This window comes from Spirosoma validum (assembly GCF_014699035.1).
GTDB lineage: Bacteria > Bacteroidota > Bacteroidia > Cytophagales > Spirosomataceae > Spirosoma > Spirosoma validum.
This window is the reverse complement of record NZ_JACXAA010000004.1, coordinates 197317-217083: the sequence shown is the minus strand read 5'-3', so window position 1 is coordinate 217083 and position 19767 is coordinate 197317. Positions and strand designations below refer to the sequence as shown.

Below are 19767 nucleotides of genomic sequence, written 5' to 3'. Positions count from 1 at the left end.
CGATTTCCGACATTCGACAGAACTTATTGACAGCTGATCGGAAGGCAATTTAAAGATTGTTGAACAGGGCTGGTACTCGTTAAGGATCAAATGCTATAACTGAATGTTTGTAGCTGTGAATTGCTCTTTCTGCCTAAACGCTCAATTAGCGAATTACCGGTGATGCTCAATTAGTTGCTTATCAGGCCACCAATAAAAGGACGTAAAGTGTCCCTATGCCACCATTAGGGAGATGAGGATTCCGTTTCAATTTGGCGGCATCAACTTCAGGAAAAACCAGTTACTTTGGTTAAAGAATAATAGAGCCAGGCAGTGACTGGCCCTGAAGTGAACGATGGTCAAACAAATTGAGATTGAGGGAAACGCCATCAACGACATTGCCTCCTTTTATGCGGAGATCAACCGGGTATTGATGGTCGGCGAAAGCTGGCTGATCGGGCATAGTCTCGACGCGTTTGATGATTTACTGTATGGGGGCTACGGAGTCCTACAAGGCGCCGAATCGGTTGAACTAGTCTGGCAGCATATGGACCATAGCCGGAAGGCTTTAGGCTATCAGACGACCCGAGCTTATTATCTGGATAAGCTCAGGCCTGGCTCGCCCTATAACAAAAAGCTGTTTACAGAAAAGCTGGAAGCACTGGAAAGTGGCCGTGGCGAAACGTATTTTGACAGTATCATGTCCATTCTAGCCGAGCATCCGAGCATTCGGGTGATCAGTGAGTGAAGTTACTGGTGTTCGTGAGGACTTGAGCTGGCCGTTGACCGGCTCTATGATCTATTGCCACCAGTACCTAGTCTCTCATAAACGCTCCTCAAAATGATCTAAGGAAACGTTTATATAGTTTCCCGTGGACATTTACGACCTTTGCTTTAAAAGCTGGAAGCTCTTTACCAATAGTTCCCCTACCCTATCCGTATTGATCAAAAGTCAGCCTGGATCACCTATTGCCCTAACTAACGTTGTTTTTGGGCGCACTCAGCGTGCTTAAACTGGCTTCCTGATCCGAGGCAAACCGGCTGGCCACCTCCTGCCGAAAGGTTTCGGGGCCAACGGTTAACCGGTGCCCGTAGGTGGCTAGGGCGTCGGCACCAGCCGGGTATCGAAGTTGGTCCTTCCGATCAGTGGCAGCCAGGTAGATTACTTCGGCAATTGCTTCGGGAGGGGAGAACTGGACATTGGCCTGTCCACTCAGTAGCTTTTGCAAGAGATGGCCATAAGCCTTATGTTCGGCAACAACCAGCGAGCGGCCGGTGAAATCGGTGGCTATGCCGCCAGGCGAAACCGTTTTAATCTGGATGTTATGTTGCGCCAATTCAAATGACATACTCTCGCTCCAGCCCTCTATGGCCCACTTGGTCGCGTGGTAAATGGAGTAGAGTGGGAAAGCAATAAGCCCACCAATGGAAGTGGTGTTAATGATGCAGCCGGATTTTTTCTCTCTCAAGTGCGGCAGAAAGGCTTTGGTAACCCGGATTACGCCCAGCAGGTTGGTGTTCACCAATTGAGTTATCTGTTCGTCGGAAACCGCTTCCAGCGCGCCGATGAGGCCATAGCCTGCATTGTTGAACACGACATCGACGGGAGCCAATGTAAGAGCGCGTTGCACGGTCGATTCAATGGATACCGGATCGGTTACGTCAAGGGGCAGCAGGTGAACACTGGGCAGTTGTGTGAGCTCGGTTTCCTGTTCGGGGTGGCGCATGGTAGCCATAACCTGCCAGCCCCGTGTGGCAAACAATTTGGCGGTGGCTTTACCCAAGCCCGATGAGGCACCCGTTATAAAAATAGTCGGCATGAGCCAGGCTATGGAAATAAATTTGCAACAAGGCTTCCCAGGGGAAAGCTTCTCTGTACCATAAACTTGTATACGACTGATTAGGTTGGCCAAACATTGATAAAAATAAATAGCTTATAAGACCCTCCCCAAAATAAAACGAACAAATTTTCATGTATCTGCTTCAATAATAGGGTGTTTTTAAAGTAGGACGAAGCATACTAAATAAAACATGATTAGTATAAATCGTTACATACCTCAATCCGCCATAATAATAACAGCGAGCCATCAGGGTTAACTCATTGGTAAAACAACGTTCCAGAAATGTGTTGTAGATTGCGCAGGCATTGATAGTCCACAGGGTAAGAAGTTATTGAATGAATACGCGCTGGATCGATCGCTTGCCACTCTTGGTAACCCTGGGTTTAGTAGCCCATCTGGCGTTTATGCTCTATGCTTATTCAGCCGGCTATTTTCAGCGACTTGAGTCGTGGATCGTCGATATTGATGGTAATTCTCAGGGACTCCTGGTCAGTGCCAGTAATAACAAGATTAGACTCTGGCAACAACAACAGTGCATAACCACACTCATCAGCCCCCAAGATAAGGTACGGTGTCTGAGCCTGTCAGCGGATGGAGCGGCCCTAGCTTCAGGAGGAGCGGATCATTCGATTCTGCTCTGGTCTGTTGCAGAGTCTAGGCCCATTCAGCGGCTATTAGGACATCAGAAGCCGGTCACTCAGGTCTGTATTAGTCCCGATCGACAGTGGCTCATTAGCCAAAGTGAGGATAGCACACTTTGCCTTTGGCAATTACCGGTGAGCAAACTCGTTAAGCGCCTGCCTAGTCAAAACACGGGCTTCTCGCTTAGCTCATCAGGTGAGTTGGCTTATTGCGATCGACTGGCCAATCTGGTGGTGATTGATCTGAAGACTCAGGCCGTTTTATGGCAGACGGCGCAAGTTACTGGTAAACCCCTGTTTTCGCCAGTCGGTGATCAGTTAGCCTGGATAGACACGGCTAGCGACTGCTCCATTTTTAATCCCTCTACTCACCAACGTATCGTTACCTTTTCATTGGGAACTCAGACTAGCTGGACACTTGGCTTCACCCCTGACAGCAAGCAGTTGTTGGTGAGCAAATGGGGCGGAGTCATTGAACAATGGGACTGGAGACTTGCCAAGCGGCTGACGCAGTTTACTGCCTACACGATGGCAGCCGTTGAAGACTTACGCTTTAACGAGTTAGCCCAGCTACAAACGGCGGGTAATGGCTCGATTAAGTACTGGGATTTATCATCTCAACGACTGCAGTTTTCAGTCGGAGACGGAGCTTACCGTCAGGCCCTGTTGAATTGGTTAGGCTTTTGGGTGATGTTGAGCTTAGCCGTTAGTTATGTCGTTTTAGTGGCTGGCAACGACCCTACCTATACTCGATACACCATCTTAGGTGTACTAACGATATGGAGTCTAGGCCTCTTACTTCTGGTGGATTACGTACGGTCATCACAGGTTAGTTGGGCTCTGGGCGGGTTATGGACCATGGCCAGTCTTACTGTGCTTTCGCTGGTAGTACATTACTTTTCGTTCATCACGTTGGTGAGTATACCGGTTGGCTTCTATTTTTGGGTATGTCCTTCTACTGAGCCGATCGCCAACCAATTGGCCCTACAGCTTGTTGCCCTTGGTCATATTGTTAGCGAGTACAATCTTACTATTTAACTCACTCGATAGCGTCCTGTATTACGTACCGTTTTTGTTGCGGTAAAGAGATAAATCATTTGTCGGTTAAGTTGATAAAAAAGGGCCTGGGGAGCAGCAGTTGTATTAGTTCGGCGGCATGACTGACTGATTATGGACGAACTATTGATGCTCAATAAATGCTCCTTTGCGATGAGAAAGTTATCCTGTATCTGCGTCTTAAATAGGGCATTCTGAAAGATCATAGGTTAGGGTCACGCGTATTGCTCATTAAGAAATAGTGGCTCCAATACACTACGATTGGCTTCGCCCCAATGGGCGGTCAATTCAATGATGGGGATTAATGTTTGGCCAAGTGGGGTGAGACTATATTCTACCTTCAAAGGCTTTTGATCAAAACTAGTTTTGGAAACGATACCATGCGACACCAACTGGTTTAACTGGGTGTCTAATAGCCTACGTGACGCTTTAGAAATTTTGCGATGCAATTCGCCGGGCCGCCTGATGCCACAATGAATACTCCAGATTAGGCTGATCTTCCACTTCCCATTCATCACTTCCATAAACAGGTGGAGGCCGCAGTCGAGCTCGACGGGTAACTTTTTCTTGTACATCCGACAAAGATAAGGTAGTTGAAGTTCTAGTAGATACGGCTGAATTTAGCCCTACTTGACTGGATTTCACTCGCTCCGGACCTTTGTGCAATGAAACATAAATTATTCGGAACCCAGACCGGCTTACCCGCTAGCGAACTGATACTGGGTGGCTCCCAGTTGGGCGATCGCCGGGGGTATGGCACGGCTGCCCAGGACGCACTTCAGATACTATCGGCTTATGCGGATGCCGGTGGCAACTTTATCGATGTAGCTGACCAGTATCAATTTGGCGAAGCGGAAGAGACGGTCGGCCGGTTTACCCAGCACAATCGGCATGATTTTATTATTTGTACAAAGTACACCCGAAGCAACTTATCCGATCCCTCGGTGGCCAATGCGGGTAACCACCGCAAAGCCATGCGTCAGGCCATAGAGGGCAGTTTAAGACGCCTGAAGACGGATTACATCGACCTATATATACCGCATTTTGATGATGGTGTTACGCCCCTGGAAGAAACCGTTCGTGGTCTGGAAGACCTGGTTACAGCTGGTAAAGTTTTGTATACTGGTTTAGCCAATTTTCCCGCCTGGAAAGCGGCCGCTATGGCGACTTCAATACCGCTGAAGGCTATCCAATTTGAATATAACCTCTTGCAACGGACAGCCGAACGGGAGTTGACGCCCATGGCGGAGCACTTCGGTTTGGGGATGATGAGTTATTCTCCACTGGCGGGAGGAGTACTGACAGGGAAATACCGACAGGGATCATCGGGGCGACTGACTCTTTCTGCGGCCGACGGTTATCAGGAAGACGAGCGAATAAAGACCATACTCGATCAACTGGAGCTGATGGCCAACGAACTCGAAGCCACTCCGGGGCAGATGGCGCTAGCCTGGGTGTTAAGTAAAGGCGTCTTCCCGATCATTGGCGCGCGAACACTGGCTCATCTTGAGACAAGTTTAAAGGCGGTGGATATTCGTTTACAGGCTGATCAGGTAAAGCTACTGGATGAAGTTAGTGCCATTACAATGGGTTATCCTCACGAACTGCTGGCAACCGTGCAGAAAAAATAGTGAGCCCTTAAGCAGACTCACCTACTTTGATGGAATCAAGGGTGAGACATGTGTTTCACCCTTTTATCTTTTACGTGTCGTCCTAAAATAAGTTTACAGTTTCGAAGTGAATTTATTAGTTCATGCTTATAGTCGTCCGTTTAGCATCGAAACAAGCCGACGTTCTGACTCGGGACCTCAGACATCAACGAATACGACGGTGCAGGATTTCGGCTCCGGCGCTATCGTCGTGCCGGTGGCCGGGCAAAAGCTTTCCTCTGATTCGCTCTATGCCTTAGTCAATCGGGTGAGTAAACAGGCGGGTGTCCCATTTAGTGGAGTTAAAACGGGGGTTAACACGAAAGGAATTGACCTGGGAAGTAATAACATTCGGGCGCTGAAAAAACCTGAGGTTGCGTTACTAGTCGGTCAGGGTGTTAATGCGTCGGAAGCCGGTGAAGTCTGGTTTTTACTCAGTGAACAGCTAAATCTGCCGTTATCAAAGATTGATATAAGTAACGTCGGACGGATTAACCGGGAACGCTATAATACCATCGTGCTGGTTGGCGGTCAATATAATTCGCTGGCTAAAACCATCATGGGTAAACTGAAAAGCTGGGTTGAAAATGGAGGTACGTTGATCACGACTAAAAACGCAACGGAATGGGCCATTCGGCAGAGCTTAGTGAAAGAGAATCTGTTAGCGTCATCGCCGTCGGCCCGCATTGATACGCCCAGGGTAGCCACCTTTCCTAAAACCGCTGACCGTACCACACCGAATGAGGCAAAAACTGATCCGGTTAAAGCGATGCGAACCGGGTCACGCCAGACCGGGTCACGCCAGACCGGATCGATTTTGCGAATATTTCACTCAAAGAAGGCCCCCGGGCGCTGGCTGATTCTATTTACACGGCCGACCTGGACGTTACCAACCCCATCGGATTCGGGTTTACGGATCGGAAGATTTTCGTTTTTCGCAATGGCACTACGTTCCTTAAACCAAGTAGTAGTCCCTACGGAACGTTGGTAAAATACGCGGCCATACCCTATATCAGTGGGTTTGTATCGAATGAAAATAAAAATAAAATAAGTAATTCGGCGGCCGTCGTTGTTAGTACAGAAGGACAGGGACGCGTTGTGCTCTTTGCCGATAATCCTACCTTCCGATCCTACTGACACAGTACCTCACGTTTGTTCCTGAACGCCATTCTATTCGGGCAACATTTTAGCGTACCGACTCCTCAGATATCGGAAGAAAACAATTGATCTGTTAACTGTGCATTTGTTATGTCAAATTCAGTAAAACCCATTGGTATCTATTACGAACATCCCGACTGGTTTAAACCGCTCTTTGCCGAACTTGACCGTCGGAACATACCTTACGAACGGATTGATGCGGCTCATCATCGCTACAATCCATCGGAAGCCGACAGTCCGTATGCCCTGGTTGTCAACCGAATGAGTTCGTCAGCCTATTTGCGCGGTAACGGCCAGGGTATTTTTCATACGGCTGGTTATCTGACGCATCTGGAGCAGATTGGGGTCCGGGTCATCAACGGTACAGTAGCGACGAGCATTGAAACCAACAAGGCCCGGCAACTGGCTCTATTGGCGTCGCTGGGGTTGTCTTATCCGGAAACTCGGGTCATTAACCACGTATCGCAGGTATTTCCAGCCGCTCTGGAACTCCGTTTCCCACTGGTTGTCAAGGTTAATATTGGGGGAGCTGGTGCCGGCATTGTGCGCTTCGATACGCCCGAAGGGCTTCAGGCCGCCGTGGATGCGAATCAGATCGATCTGGGTATTGACCAAACGGCGCTGGTACAGGAGTACGTTCAGCCACGAAATGGGCATATCGTCCGCGTCGAGACGTTAAACGGGCGCTTCCTCTACGCGATGAATGTCTTCACTACTGGCGAAAGCTTTAACCTCTGCCCGGCCGAAATCTGCGCAATTCCTGAGACTCCCCAAGCTGACTTCTGTCTGACCGAGGCACCGAAAAAGGGAATTCAGCCGGGCCGCCTGGCGGTAGAAGCGTACACCCCACCAGCCGAGATAATCGCTGCTGTGGAACGTATTGTCAAAACAGCCCGCATTGACGTAGGAGGTGTTGAATACCTGATTGATGACCGCACTGGAGACGTTCTTTTTTACGACATCAACGCGCTGTCAAACTTCGTGGCTGATGCCATAAACGTCGTTGGGTTTGACCCCTATGTCCGCTTCGTAGATTACCTGGAAGGGCAACTCGAAAAAACACTTCACTCAGAAACTGTATGAAATTTGGTTATTGGATGCCCGTCTTTGGCGGGTGGCTTCGAAACGTTGAGGATGAACACATGCAGGCCGACTGGGCGTACGTCAAAAACCTGGCTCAACGCTCCGAAGAACTTGGTTATGATCTAACCCTTATTGCGGAATTGAATCTGAATGATATCAAAGGAGAAGAAGCCCCCTCGCTCGATGCCTGGTCAACGGCGGCTGCCATTGCGGCCGTCACTCAACGGATTGAATTGATGGTAGCCGTTCGCCCGACCTTCCACTCCCCCGCCCTACTGGCTAAACAGGCATCAAATATCGACCACATCAGCGGAGGTCGGCTGACGCTCAACGTAGTGTCGTCTTGGTGGCAGGATGAAGCAAAAAAATACGGCGTTCACTTCGAACAGCACGACGACCGATATGCCCGTACTGCTGAATGGCTGCATATCGTCGATAACCTCTGGAAGCAGGATCATTTTTCGTTTACGGGCAAATACTACCGGGTTGAAGACTCTATCTTACAGCCGAAACCGATCTCAAAACCGCGTCCCTTTCTGTATGCAGGGGGGGAATCAGAAGCAGCCAAAGAACTGATTGCCAGTCAATGTGACGGCTATGTTATGCACGGCGACGAGCCGGAAGCTATTGGTCGTCGGATCAACGATCTGCGAGCCCGTCGGGAACGGTTAGGCTTACCGCCTATGAAATTTGGTGTAGCCGCCTATTCTATTGTACGCAACTCGGAGCAGGAGGTACGCGCTGAACTGGCCCGTATTACGGACGTTAAGGGATCAGCAGCCGGGTATAAAAATTACCAGCAGTGGCTGGCGGGTACGCAGTTAGAAAAACAGGTTTCGCTGGAAGATTACTCCGTTTCCAACCGGGGGTTACGTTCAGGCTTGACCGGAACGCCTGACCAGGTTGCTGAGCGGGTAGCTACGTTTGAAGCCGTTGGAGTAGACTTTCTGCTGTTACAGTGTAGCCCTCAGTTGGAAGAAATGGAGCGGTTTTCAGAAGCCGTCATTCGGGTACTGGCCTAAAGCTGTACGTAATGAAACCCAGGAATACATTGCTCTGCCGTTTATCCTGGGTTTCATTACGTACGTTCATCTTCCATAACCGGCGTTTGCTACGTTCCAGGTGCACAAAAGCTAGCCAAGGCTGGTTATTTTATTATTTCCCTTATGCGTATAAAATCCCTTGACCAACTGCAGCAGGAAGCCAGCGAAAGCGGCAAATCCACCTTAAAACGGTCGCTTGGTGCGTTTAATTTAATTGCCCTGGGCATCGGTGTTATCATCGGGGCCGGTTTATTTTCACTCACGGGCATTGCAGCCGCTAATCACGCCGGTCCCGCAGTTACACTTTCCTTTGTGGTGGCGGCCATCGGCTGTGCCTTCAGTGCCTTGTGCTACGCCGAATTTGCTGCCATGGTCCCCGTGGCCGGGAGCGCTTACACCTATGCCTTCGCCACATTGGGTGAGTTATTTGCCTGGATCATCGGCTGGGATTTAATCCTTGAGTATTCCGTTGGGGCTGCTACGGTCGCCATTAGCTGGTCACAGTACCTGACCCGTTTCTTAGCCAAATACGATTTGCATCTCCCCCCACAATTAGTACAGTCGCCGTTTGAAAGGCTTACGCTGGCCGACGGTTCGGTGGTGAGTGGGTTTATCAATCTACCTACTGTTCTGATTGTCGTACTTGTTTCGGTCATCATCATCCGGGGCACCCAGGGCTCGGCGGTATTCAATGCCATTGTGGTGAGTCTGAAAGTGCTGGTCGTACTGGTGTTTATTACCCTGGGGTGGCAATACATCAACCCTGCCAACTATTCACCCTATATTCCGCCGAATACGGGGGTGTTTGGTGAGTTTGGCATCAGTGGTATCTTTCGGGGAGCGGGTGTCGTTTTCTTTGTGTTTATTGGCTTCGACATCGTGGCAACAATGGCGCAGGAAACCAAGAATCCACAACGCAACATGCCCATTGGTATTCTGGGTTCACTGATCGTCTGTACAGTTTTATTTGTCCTGTTTGGCTATGTCATGACGGGGCTAGCCAATTATACCGAATTCAAAGACAGTGCGGCTCCGGTTGCCATTGCCATTGAAAAGACGCCTTACCAGTGGCTAAGTCAGGCTATTATCCTGGCCATCCTGATCGGTTATACATCTGTCATTTTGGTGGATCTGCTGGGTCAATCGCGGGTATTTTTCTCAATGAGTCGCGATGGGCTACTCCCACGTTCCTTCTCCGACATTCATCCACGTTTTCAAACGCCCTGGCGGTCGAATATCCTGTTGTGCATCTTTATTAGTCTGTTTGCGGGACTGGTACCCATTCGGATTGTGGGCGAAATGACCAGCATTGGCACGTTACTCGCCTTTATTCTGGTCTGTTTGGGCATCCTGATTTTGCGCAAACGTCAACCGGACGCACCCCGCGCTTTCCGAACCCCCTGGGTACCTGTCGTACCCATTCTAGGTATTGTGACGTGCGCCGTGATGATGTTATCGCTTCCCCTCGATACGTGGATTCGGCTTTTTGTCTGGCTGGCCATTGGCCTGGTGATTTATTTCGCTTACGGCAAAAAACGGAGTAAATGGCAAACACCAGAAAATTAATACATACGCTGTGCTTGCCCACACCAAACCAATTTAACGGATACTACGGGCATAATTTCATTAATTCTATACAATACAGATAGGCTTAGCCTAAAATAGGTTTATTCACTTACTTTCGTAATTGAATGTCGAGTCATACGGCCTTGACCCTGGAAAGGAATGCCTTCACTAATCATGAATCGAGTTACGCTTTTACCGGTTGCCTTACTAACCCTGGTTACGGCTTTTGCCCAATCCCAATTACCTCCTATTCCTGCCGACGCCCAGAAGACAGCACGTAGTGTTCGTCCCGAAGCCATTGAAAGTCACATGCGCTACCTGGCCGATGATAAACTGGCTGGCCGAAAACCTGGCACACAGGGCTACGAACTAGCCGCTCAATATGTCGAAAAGCAGTTCAACGTATTTGGTCTTCAACCAGCGGGGCAAAAAGGTACTTTCCGCCAGAAGGTACCCCTCCGGCGGGCACAAGTAGTCGAAGAGGCTAGTTCGCTGGTGCTGGCTCAGGGGGGGCGGGAGCAAAAGCTGACGTACGGAAAAAACTTTATCCTTACCCCCAACTTTGGGCAGGCCACCAGCGACGTAGCAGCGCCGGTGGTGTTTGTCGGATTCGGCGTATCGGCCCCTGAACTGGACTACGATGATTATAAGGGGATCGATGTGCGGGGGAAGATCGTGGCTTGTTTCAATGGGGCTCCTGCTTCGTTTCCCTCGAATCAGCGCGCATACGCCGGGTCGGCTAAAGCCGAAGTGGCGGCCGCCCACGGCGCGGTTGGCCTGCTTACGTTCAGTCTTCCTACCGACGTGAGTGCCCGAATCGAGTCGAATGCGCCCCGCAATCGACAGGCTATTTACCGTTGGACGGATGCACAAGGGCAGGCGCATCGCACCTTTCCACAACTGAAGGTCGTGGCCTTGCTGGGCGATTCAACCGCCCGCTTCATCTTCACCGGCGCGGGCAAAACGTTTGAGGAAGCCCGACTAGCGGCCAACAAAAATCAACCGCAGGCCTTTCCACTAACCATCTCCGTTCGCGCCCATACCCAGACCGACCTGAGTGATGGCCTGGTGGGCGAAAATATAGTGGGATTACTACCCGGCTCCGACCCGACGCTAAAAAACGAGTACGTTGTATACGTCTCCCACCTCGACCATCTCGGCATTACCCGACCGATTAAAAGCGCATCCACGCCGGGGGATTCCATCAACAACGGGGCACACGACAACGCATCAGGGGTAGCAATCAACCTGGAAGCAGCCCGATTATTTACGTCGCTACCGAAAGCCTCCCGTCGGTCAATTTTGTTCGTAGCCGTAACGGGCGAAGAAATGGGCCTGCTCGGCTCCGACTATTTTGCCTCCAATCCGACGGTCCCTAAAGATAAGATTGTGGCGAACCTCTGCCTGGACATGCCGTTTTTCTTTCATCCCCTGCTCGACATTGTTCCGTACGGCTCCGAGCATTCCAGCATGAAGGCAGCCGTTGACGCGGCCGCCCAGTTTGTGGGGGTGGCCATTGCCAAAGATCCCATACCCGAACAGGCCGTGTTTATGCGCTCCGACCATTTCAGCTTTGTTCGACAGGGAATTCCAGCGATTTATATCAAAAGCGGTTCGACAACCGGTGACGACCGTAATGGGACCAAACTAAACCTGGCGTGGCGGGCGACCATTTACCACACGCCACAGGACGACATGAATCAGCCGTTTGACTGGAGCGCGGCTGCCAAACACGTTCAACTGCAGTTCCTGATTGGCTATCTCACCGCTCAGAGCAACGACCGCCCGGTCTGGAATACCAATGATTTTTTCGGCACCAAATTCAGTTCATTATCGGATACCAAACAAAACTAACGGGTGTCACATACGCCAACTTCAGGGCCGGTTCTGTTTCGTGGGATTGGTCGGTTTGATTTCATTGCCCTCATCATCAACATTACTATAGGTGCGGGCATTCTGGGGCTTCCGGCAAAACTCTATGCGCTGGTGGGTAGCTGGAGCCTGCTGGCCTACGGGGTCAGTGGGACCATTGTCACGCTGATTATTCTCTGTTTTGCCGAAGTAGGCAGTCGTTTTAGCGGTACCGGTGGTCCCTATTTATACACCCGTCTGACCTTTGGTCCGCTGGTTGGCTTTGAAGTCGGCTGGCTGTTCTGGTTATCGCGTGTGGCGGCCTTTGCCTCCATTTGCAACTTGTTTGTTAGTTACGCAGCCCTTTTCCGTCCACAGCTCGCCATTGGCTGGGAACGCACGGGCCTGATCACGGCGCTTGTTACAGGGTTATCCTGGCTGAATTACATTGGTGTGAAGCGGTCAGCTCGGATCAATACGTTATTTACGATTGCTAAATTAGGCGCCATTGGATTATTTGCCGGAGTGGGATTATTCTTCGTTAAAACGGATGCGTTTATATGGCCACATTTCCCGGATTATTCCCCGTTTTCCCAATCCGTACTTCTGCTGATTTTTACCTTTTCAGGCTTCGACGTAGCGACCATACCGTCGGGTGAGGTACAGCAACCCCAGCGAACTGTTCCAATATCATTGTTAATAGCGATTGGAACGGTTGCCTTGCTGTTCGTGGCCGTCCAGGTAGTCTGCATTGGAACCTTACCGCAACTTGCTCTTTCCGAGCGACCACTGGCCGATGCGGCCACCCACTTTATGGGTCCGGTCGGTGGCTGGGTAATTACCGCTGTAGCACTGCTAACCGCCTTGGGAACGCTACACGCTCTTATGCTGACGGGACCCCGACTCTTGTTTGCGATGGCCGAACAAGGGCAGTTGCCCAACTGGCTGACCACTACGCATCCCCGCTTTCAAACACCGCACGTTGCCATTTTCCTAACGGCGTTCCTGCAACTTGTGTTGGCCCTGACCGGCACCTTCCTGTATGCGCTAACCCTGAGCACCTTAATTCGGTTGGCGTACTTTGCGCTGGTCAGTGCCGCCCTACCACTACTCCGGCTACGGACCGACGTACCGCCAGCTCAGTTTCGGGTAGCCGGGGGATGGCTCATTTCCGGGTTAGCAGTGATCGGCTGCGGCTGGCTGTTAAGCACGAGCCCAGGAGCAGCAGCGCGGGACGTAGCGGTAGCCATAGGCGTTGGTGTGCTTATTTTCGTGCTGATGCAGCGTCGCCCGAAACGCGCCTGATTCTGTTTACTAATACTAACACAAGCAAGTTCATGCTTCATCATCCTATTCAACCGGTAACTGCACGAACAACTCAGCGGGTATGCGAAGTGGCCTGGTTTTCCGATCTTTGTGGAGAAGATACCGAATTTCTAAGTCTGCGCGATCCGGCCCACAGTACGTTCGACCACTGCCGCAACATTGCCTTATCAGCCGACAGGCTGGGCTTCAATAACTTATTGCTGCCGACATCTTACATGGTGGGTCAGGAAGTTATTCCGTTCGCGGGCGGAGTTGCCCCCGATTTAAAGCAAATCAGTCTATTGACTGCCATTCGCTGTGGAGAACTGCACCCACCCATGCTGGCCCGTACACTAGCTTCTCTCGACCACATGCTACAAGGGCGGTTGACCATCAACATCATTAATTCCGATTTGCCCGGTTACCGCGAAGATGCTGACTTCCGCTACCAGCGTTGTGCCGAAACGATTCAGATTCTGAAACAGGCCTGGACTCAGGACCGGATTGAACACGATGGCCCGGTTTATGGTAAAATCAGTCTGGATACGAAACCCGTTAAGCCTTATCAGCAGAACGGCGGTCCACTGCTCTATTTTGGCGGTACCTCCGAGGGGGCCAGGGAGGTCTGTGCCCGCTATTGTGATGTGTTTCTGATGTGGCCGGAAACGGAGGAAATGCTCTACGCCACGATGCAGGACGTAGCCCAACGTGCCGATCGACTGGGACGTTCCATTGACTTCGGGCTACGGGTTCACGTCATCGTAAGAGAGACGGAAGCAGAAGCCCGTGCCTGGTCAAAACACATTATGTCGAAGTTTGATCCGGTACGAGGGGCGGCTTTAAAGAATGCGTCCCAAAGTTCATGGTCGCTAGGCGTAAAAAGACAAAACGAACTGCGCGAAAATGCCGACAACGACGGGTTTATTGAGCCACTCCTGTGGACCGATATTGGCAAAGCCCGTTCGGGGGCGGGGGGTGCTTTAGTGGGTAGCGCCGATCAGATTGTTGAAAAAATCAACCGCTATCTGGACATGGGTTTGCGGGCTTTCATCTTCTCGGGCTACCCCCTGATCGATGAAGCCGAGTGGTTTGCCCGATTAGTCCTTCCTCGTTTACCCACGGTTTCATTAGCCCGACTGCAGGATCGAATTTCAGCTTAGCCATTATTCATTAAAAGAAACCGAATTCAGTTTAAGCCTGAGCCTTACTAACGGATAGTTCCAATTCGTTCACAAATAGGATCATTTACCTTATCAGCTGGGCCTATAATTTGCTAATTCGGTCTCTTTCACGTTCCCCTTGACGACCAGTTTTGGGCAACGCTTTTCGAAATCGACGTATAAATAAATGTAATTTTACTACGTAGTATGCGTCAGAAGAAGTGCTTCTATTAACACTCATGAGCTTAAGATGCCAATCTTGATCACAACATGGCGAAAGGCATGTATACGAAAAAATTATAGCTTTAGCCAATGCAAGTGATTAGCACCAATTCGCAAGTACCGGTTTATTCGTTAGAGCCAGATGAAATAGCTGGTAACAGAAATTTTAGAGTGTATAATTATGCAGGCAATTTGCCAAGCCAGTCCGATCTGCTTATACCACACCGAAAGGATCACTATCTAATTGTGTTTATTAGGCGGGCCGACAGTCGTCAATGGATCGACATGGCCCCCTATACCATTAAAGACAATACGATTTACTTTTCGGGACCCAACCAGATCATCGTAAAGGAAGGATTTGACCAGTTATGGAGTACAGGTATTGCTTTTACCGAAGAGTTCCTGGCATTGCAGGAAAACGCTTCTTTAAGCAAACTGCCGCTGATCCAAAACCCTCAAAACGGCCATGAACTACACCTTACGGAGGCTGATATTCTGTTTGTAGAGGATTTATTGGCCAAAATCAATGTGGAGTATCAAAACTCCAGTGAATGGCAGCAACGCATGCTGACCGCTTATCTGACAGTACTGATTACGTATTTGAGCCGGTTGTATACAGAGCAGTATAAAGAGATCGAAGCGTCTGCGGATAAGCTATTACTGAAGCAGTTTCAGGCGAAGATTGATGAGCACGTCCAGCAGGTACATGAAGTGAGTGAGTATGCATCCATGCTTAACCTGTCGGCCGGGCATTTGAGCGAGGTAGTGAAAAACCAGAGTGGCAAACCGGCCATCAAACATATCCATGAGCGACTGGTACTGGAAGCCCGGCGCTTACTGTTTCATACGCACCATTCGCTGAAAGAGATTGCCTTTGAACTCGGTTTTTCAGATGCATCCTACTTCAGTCGCTTCTTCAAACGAGAAACCGGCATCACCCCTGCCGACTACCGGACTACCATCCGTAAAATGTACCAGTAATGCCGTAGAATGTGTTCCAGACGCACGCTGTGTGTGCAGTAGCTTTGTCCTGTTAATAATTCGTAACCACTCAATTATGAAAACAGTACTCATAACAGGAGCCAACAAGAGCATTGGCTTTGAAACAGCCAGACAATTACTACAGCAAGGGTATTATGTATTCCTGGGAAGCCGGGATATGCAAAAAGGTCAACAGGCAGTCAGTCAGCTACAGGCAGAAGGATTAAATCAGGTAGAGCCAATCGAGATTGATGTTGATGATAGTAAATCAATAAAGGCTGCCCGTGAAGAGCTTGGGCAAAAAATTGACACACTGGACGTATTGATCAATAACGCCGGAATCAGCGGTACTATGCCACAGACGTCACTGGAAACTGATATCACCGTATTTAAGCAGGTATTTGACACCAATTTTTTTGGCGTAATTGAAGTAACACAGGCGTTTATAGATCTGATGAAGAATTCGCCGGAACCGAGAATCGTTAACGTTACGTCGGGCCTGGGTTCGCTCACCTTGCATAATGACCCTTCATGGAAACACTATCAGGTTAAGCCAATCAGCTACGTTGCATCCAAAGCGGCTCTTAATGCTTACACCATTGTGCTGGCTTATGACTTGCGCGATACGTCCTTTAAAGTGAATGCCGTTGATCCCGGCTATACTGCTACCGATTTTAATAATCACTCCGGACCTGGAACTGTGCCAGATGCCGCTGCCAGGGTTGTAAAAGCAGCCGTGTTAAGACCAGATGGCCCAACAGGTCAATTCTTCAGTGATGACAACGTGCCAGAAACAGGAATTAGTCCTTGGTGATTTATAGAAACTAGCTTACCGTGGAGCAATAATTTGCGGAAACGTTTCAAGGTGCAAACTTCTGAAACAATTGATTGATCGAAAGCCACCTTTTTGCTTTTAACAAAAATGCCGATGTATGTTAGCTCATCGGCATTTTTGTTGTTACTCACATGTACCTCATTAGAAGGACTTGTCAGGCTCATTTATGCGTCTGACGGTATAGCTTTTTCATAGCCACTTGACTATAAAGTTCGAATCAGTAGCAATTAGACTGAAAAGCGTCCGGTCACCATTGATCTCAGTCCATCTCACACCAAGGTCAATCGGTATTTGTCGTTAAAATCGTGTCGTCTTGTTCCGCTACGTGAGAATCCATGCCATCAATAGGGCTATCGTCGGGCGAATCATTTCCAGGCAACGTAGTGGCTTTGTCAGAACGATCGGCTAGACTCGCTGGCGAAATGGCTTGATTGGCCCGAATGATATTTTCTTTTTCTTCGTCTTCCATATTAGTAGGTACTGCGTTGATTTATGATAAGCTCTGTAAAGTGGCTTCGCCAGGTGAACTTCTTCTCTTATACCGCGGACAGATTAAATCGTCTTTTTAACAAGCGGAGTGAGTGAGGTAACGGACTAATGTAGACGTGTCAGTTAAGCAAATACCGTAGGATACGCGCACCCACGCGACGTTTTACTGAAGAGCGATTTAATGGGTATGAGGACGCTTTTGCCGTAGATCTATGCCAATTTGAAGCTATCAATTCGTTGAATGGATGAACGCATAATCAGCATAGTGTAACGAATTCCCATAGGTTCTGTCTGTTCATCGGTTGCAGCCTACGTACTGACAAAATAACCCACATCGCTCTCATAGATGGCGGCAGTAACTTCCTCGCTGGGTGTACAATTCCCAACCTATAAACCATGATCTTGAGGTGATTATCAGCAAAGAGAAAGCCAGCACGTTTAAGCACTGGCTTTACGGGTAGACAGAGCTTCAGTAACCTATATAAAAGCCATCATTTTATCATGTATTTCTTCTTCAGATCATGTAACGATTTTCGATTATATATTTATACATGAACATGTAATAAATAAACCATCTTCAGTTGCTATAAACTTCAAGCAACCTTTATTGATTATTTATTCAGTTTTCCGGTGATAAAACTACCAAATAATATATGTCCTACGTACTGTTTTTGATTTTCGCTGTATCGTACTAATTATACACTCTCCTAGTAAGCAATTAAGGCTCCTTCCAGAAATAAACTCGACAATTTGCCCTGATTCGCTACCAACCATAAGCGCTACTCTTAATGAAAATAAAGTACTCATTAGCCATGCTGCTAAGCCTGTTGTTATGGACTTCCTTTTGTTCAGCCCAGCGGCTTAAGTATCACCGTATCACCGTCCAGATCGAACCTTTACAACTTGAGCATCTTCTTAACAATGGCTTGCAGGTTGATCACTTTAGCTACCAAAATAAAAAGGACTTTGTGGCTGAAGTATCAGACCAGGATATTGCTGTTTTTAAGCGTTACGGTATCAAGGTTACTTACCTGATCAAAGACTTAGAAAAAAGTTATGCTAAGATAAACGAGCAGATTAATCGTCAGGCCGCTCAGTCAGGAGCCAACGCCCGCCAGGCCGCCGTTACAACTCCAACCAATTTCAGTTTAGGATCGTATGGTGGTTACTTCACCTTCGCCGATATCCCTGTTATTCTTGATCGGATGCAAACCCTTTACCCCAATCTGATCTCAGTCAGAACCAGCATTGGCAACTCGATTCAGGGGCGTCCGATGTACATGGTCAAAATTAGTGATAATCCTGATGTAGACGAAGAGGAGCCCGAACTGATGCTCAATGCGTTGCACCATGCCCGTGAACCGATTGGTCTGAGCCAGCTGATTTTCTTTATGTGGCACCTGTTGGAGAATTACGACTCAGACCCGGAGATACGTACCCTCCTTAATAGTTCAGAAATGTACATTGTGCCCTGTGTAAATCCAGACGGGTACGTGTATAACCAGACAACCAATTCGAACGGGGGCGGTATGTGGCGTAAAAATCGGAGGGCTAATTCGGGTGGTAGCTTCGGAGTCGACCTGAATCGGAACTATGGGTATAACTGGGGCCTCGATAACAGCGGTTCATCGCCCACGCGGTCGTCCGATACCTACCGGGGAACAGCCGCTTTTTCCGAACCCGAGATAGCCAACATGCGGGATTTCATGCTTCAGCATCAGTTCGTAACAGCTCTTAACTTTCATGCGCATGGCAATTATCTGACCTATCCTTTCGATTATCAAACGGTAAATACCAATCCAGACCTGGATATCTTCAAAAGTATAGCAACGTATCTGACCCTTGAAAATGGTTTTAAAACGGGTAATTCGCAGCAAACACTCAACTACTTAATCAACGGCGGGTCGAATGACTGGCAATGGGGTGAGCAAGTGGCCAAAAACAAAATTTACGGCCTTTTGCCCGAAATCGGTTCATCTTCGGACGGGTTTTGGCCAGCTTCCTCCCGGATTATACCCCTGTGTAATACCACGATTGAGATGAATAAAAAGATGTTACGTATCTCAACCTTCTACGGCCGGGTAACGCCCACGGGATCAACAACGATCAACCAGCAAACCAGCCGTATGCTTCGGTATACATTCCAGAATTACAGCCTCAAGCCAGCCAGTTATACCGTAACAGCGTCAAGTTCGAGTAGCTACGTAACATCGATTGACGCTCCTAAAACATACAGTGGGTTGGCCATGCTCCAATCTACACCCGATTCCATTGGTTTCACCATCGACAGCAACACGCCATCTGGTACGCCGATAACGTTTGAGCTTGCGGTCGATAACGGCCTGTCGATCCAAAAAGAAACGATTACGTTTACGTACATCGCCCCACCGCCCGTTGCCAATGCGGATCTAACGCCGACTATTTACGTTCGTCCTACGGTGGCCTACAGTCAGGACAATATTACGGTTGTCGTTAATGTGATTGAGTTGCAGGGAGCCGATAGTAATGGACTTATTACAGTCAGGGTGACCAAAGATGCCGCAGTCAAGCTGACCTTTGATAACCAGGCCACCTCGGTAGGCAATCGGCCCGTGCAAAACAACGTCTGGAACTTTGATGGCGATACAAACCCATTCTATTATATATTGACAAGTACAGAGCCAATTCTGGCTGGCCAGTATCTGTCGTTCGGCCTGGAAGGACTTCTGGCTCCGAAGGGCACCGCGGGTGGGCTGTCAATCAGTTCGGTAGTCATAGGAGGCAGTGGTGGTGAGACGAAGGTTGTTAACAACATCGATGCGGACAAGCTTGATTATTTCCAGTAGCATCGGCGTCTGTTAAAAATTACAAAGCCTCTTGCGCTTCGTTCATTTTTTCGTAACTATACGATTAGTTTCACATCACCTAA

Annotated in this window: 17 protein-coding genes; 13 read left to right on the top strand and 4 right to left on the bottom strand. The window is 49.1% G+C overall.

The window, feature by feature from the left end:
- Positions 1 to 334 precede the first annotated feature (334 nt).
- The gene (locus tag IC230_RS13410; RefSeq protein ID WP_191039538.1) at positions 335 to 727 is read left to right on the top strand and encodes a barstar family protein; all 393 of its coding nucleotides are present in this window, start codon (positions 335 to 337) and stop codon (positions 725 to 727) included.
- 226 nt (positions 728 to 953) lie between these two features.
- Here the strand turns inward: IC230_RS13410 and IC230_RS13405 are convergent, their stop codons facing one another.
- Positions 954 to 1799, bottom strand: a complete 846-nt coding sequence (locus IC230_RS13405) for an SDR family oxidoreductase (protein ID WP_191039537.1) — start codon at positions 1797 to 1799, stop codon at positions 954 to 956.
- Positions 1800 to 2155: 356 nt separating this feature from the next.
- Between IC230_RS13405 and IC230_RS13400 the strand changes: the two genes are divergently transcribed.
- Positions 2156 to 3499 carry a WD40 repeat domain-containing protein gene (locus IC230_RS13400; RefSeq protein ID WP_191039536.1) on the top strand — a complete coding sequence of 448 codons (1344 nt, stop codon included), beginning with the start codon at positions 2156 to 2158 and terminating at the stop codon, positions 3497 to 3499.
- Between the two features lie 233 nt (positions 3500 to 3732).
- On the opposite strand, the gene IC230_RS34780 is transcribed toward IC230_RS13400, so the two are convergent.
- Positions 3733 to 3984 carry a winged helix-turn-helix transcriptional regulator gene (locus IC230_RS34780; protein WP_394355490.1) on the bottom strand — a complete coding sequence of 84 codons (252 nt, stop codon included), beginning with the start codon at positions 3982 to 3984 and terminating at the stop codon, positions 3733 to 3735.
- Entirely contained in the window at positions 3947 to 4099 is a 153-nt protein-coding gene (locus tag IC230_RS34480; protein WP_262893163.1) for a hypothetical protein, read from the bottom strand. Before IC230_RS34480 ends, IC230_RS34780 begins: the two co-directional genes overlap by 38 nt.
- An 83-nt stretch (positions 4100 to 4182) precedes the next feature.
- On the opposite strand from IC230_RS34480, the gene IC230_RS13390 reads away from it, so the two are divergent.
- From IC230_RS13390 to IC230_RS13345, 10 genes are all read left to right on the top strand, one after another.
- Entirely contained in the window at positions 4183 to 5148 is a 966-nt protein-coding gene (locus IC230_RS13390; RefSeq protein WP_191039534.1) for an aldo/keto reductase, read from the top strand.
- A 106-nt stretch (positions 5149 to 5254) separates the two neighbouring features.
- Entirely contained in the window at positions 5255 to 6157 is a 903-nt protein-coding gene (locus tag IC230_RS13385; protein WP_191039533.1) for a hypothetical protein, read from the top strand.
- Positions 6158 to 6414: 257 nt separating this feature from the next.
- Positions 6415 to 7407, top strand: coding sequence for an ATP-grasp domain-containing protein (locus IC230_RS13380; RefSeq protein WP_191039532.1), 993 nt, complete (start codon positions 6415 to 6417; stop codon positions 7405 to 7407).
- Entirely contained in the window at positions 7404 to 8429 is a 1026-nt protein-coding gene (locus IC230_RS13375; RefSeq protein ID WP_191039531.1) for an LLM class flavin-dependent oxidoreductase, read from the top strand. The genes IC230_RS13380 and IC230_RS13375 overlap by 4 nt, the downstream gene beginning before the upstream one ends.
- A gap of 144 nt (positions 8430 to 8573) precedes the next feature.
- On the top strand, positions 8574 to 10016 hold the full coding sequence (locus tag IC230_RS13370) for an amino acid permease (protein ID WP_191039530.1): 1443 nt from the start codon (positions 8574 to 8576) through the stop codon (positions 10014 to 10016).
- A gap of 174 nt (positions 10017 to 10190) precedes the next feature.
- The gene (locus IC230_RS13365) at positions 10191 to 11870 is read left to right on the top strand and encodes a M28 family metallopeptidase (protein WP_191039529.1); all 1680 of its coding nucleotides are present in this window, start codon (positions 10191 to 10193) and stop codon (positions 11868 to 11870) included.
- A gap of 3 nt (positions 11871 to 11873) precedes the next feature.
- Positions 11874 to 13172, top strand: a complete 1299-nt coding sequence (locus IC230_RS13360; protein WP_191039528.1) for an APC family permease — start codon at positions 11874 to 11876, stop codon at positions 13170 to 13172.
- A gap of 32 nt (positions 13173 to 13204) precedes the next feature.
- On the top strand, positions 13205 to 14332 hold the full coding sequence (locus IC230_RS13355; RefSeq protein WP_191039527.1) for an LLM class flavin-dependent oxidoreductase: 1128 nt from the start codon (positions 13205 to 13207) through the stop codon (positions 14330 to 14332).
- 312 nt (positions 14333 to 14644) lie between these two features.
- Positions 14645 to 15535, top strand: a complete 891-nt coding sequence (locus IC230_RS13350; protein WP_191039526.1) for a helix-turn-helix domain-containing protein — start codon at positions 14645 to 14647, stop codon at positions 15533 to 15535.
- 76 nt (positions 15536 to 15611) lie between these two features.
- Positions 15612 to 16349, top strand: coding sequence for an SDR family oxidoreductase (locus IC230_RS13345; protein WP_191039525.1), 738 nt, complete (start codon positions 15612 to 15614; stop codon positions 16347 to 16349).
- Between the two features lie 301 nt (positions 16350 to 16650).
- Here the strand turns inward: IC230_RS13345 and IC230_RS13340 are convergent, their stop codons facing one another.
- Positions 16651 to 16839 (bottom strand): hypothetical protein, encoded by a 189-nt coding sequence (locus IC230_RS13340; protein WP_191039524.1) that lies wholly within the window; start codon positions 16837 to 16839, stop codon positions 16651 to 16653.
- An 808-nt stretch (positions 16840 to 17647) separates the two neighbouring features.
- Between IC230_RS13340 and IC230_RS13335 the strand changes: the two genes are divergently transcribed.
- A complete protein-coding gene (locus IC230_RS13335; RefSeq protein ID WP_191039523.1) occupies positions 17648 to 19684 on the top strand; it encodes a M14 family metallopeptidase in 2037 nt (678 codons plus the stop codon).
- The last annotated feature ends 83 nt before the right edge of the window (positions 19685 to 19767 follow it).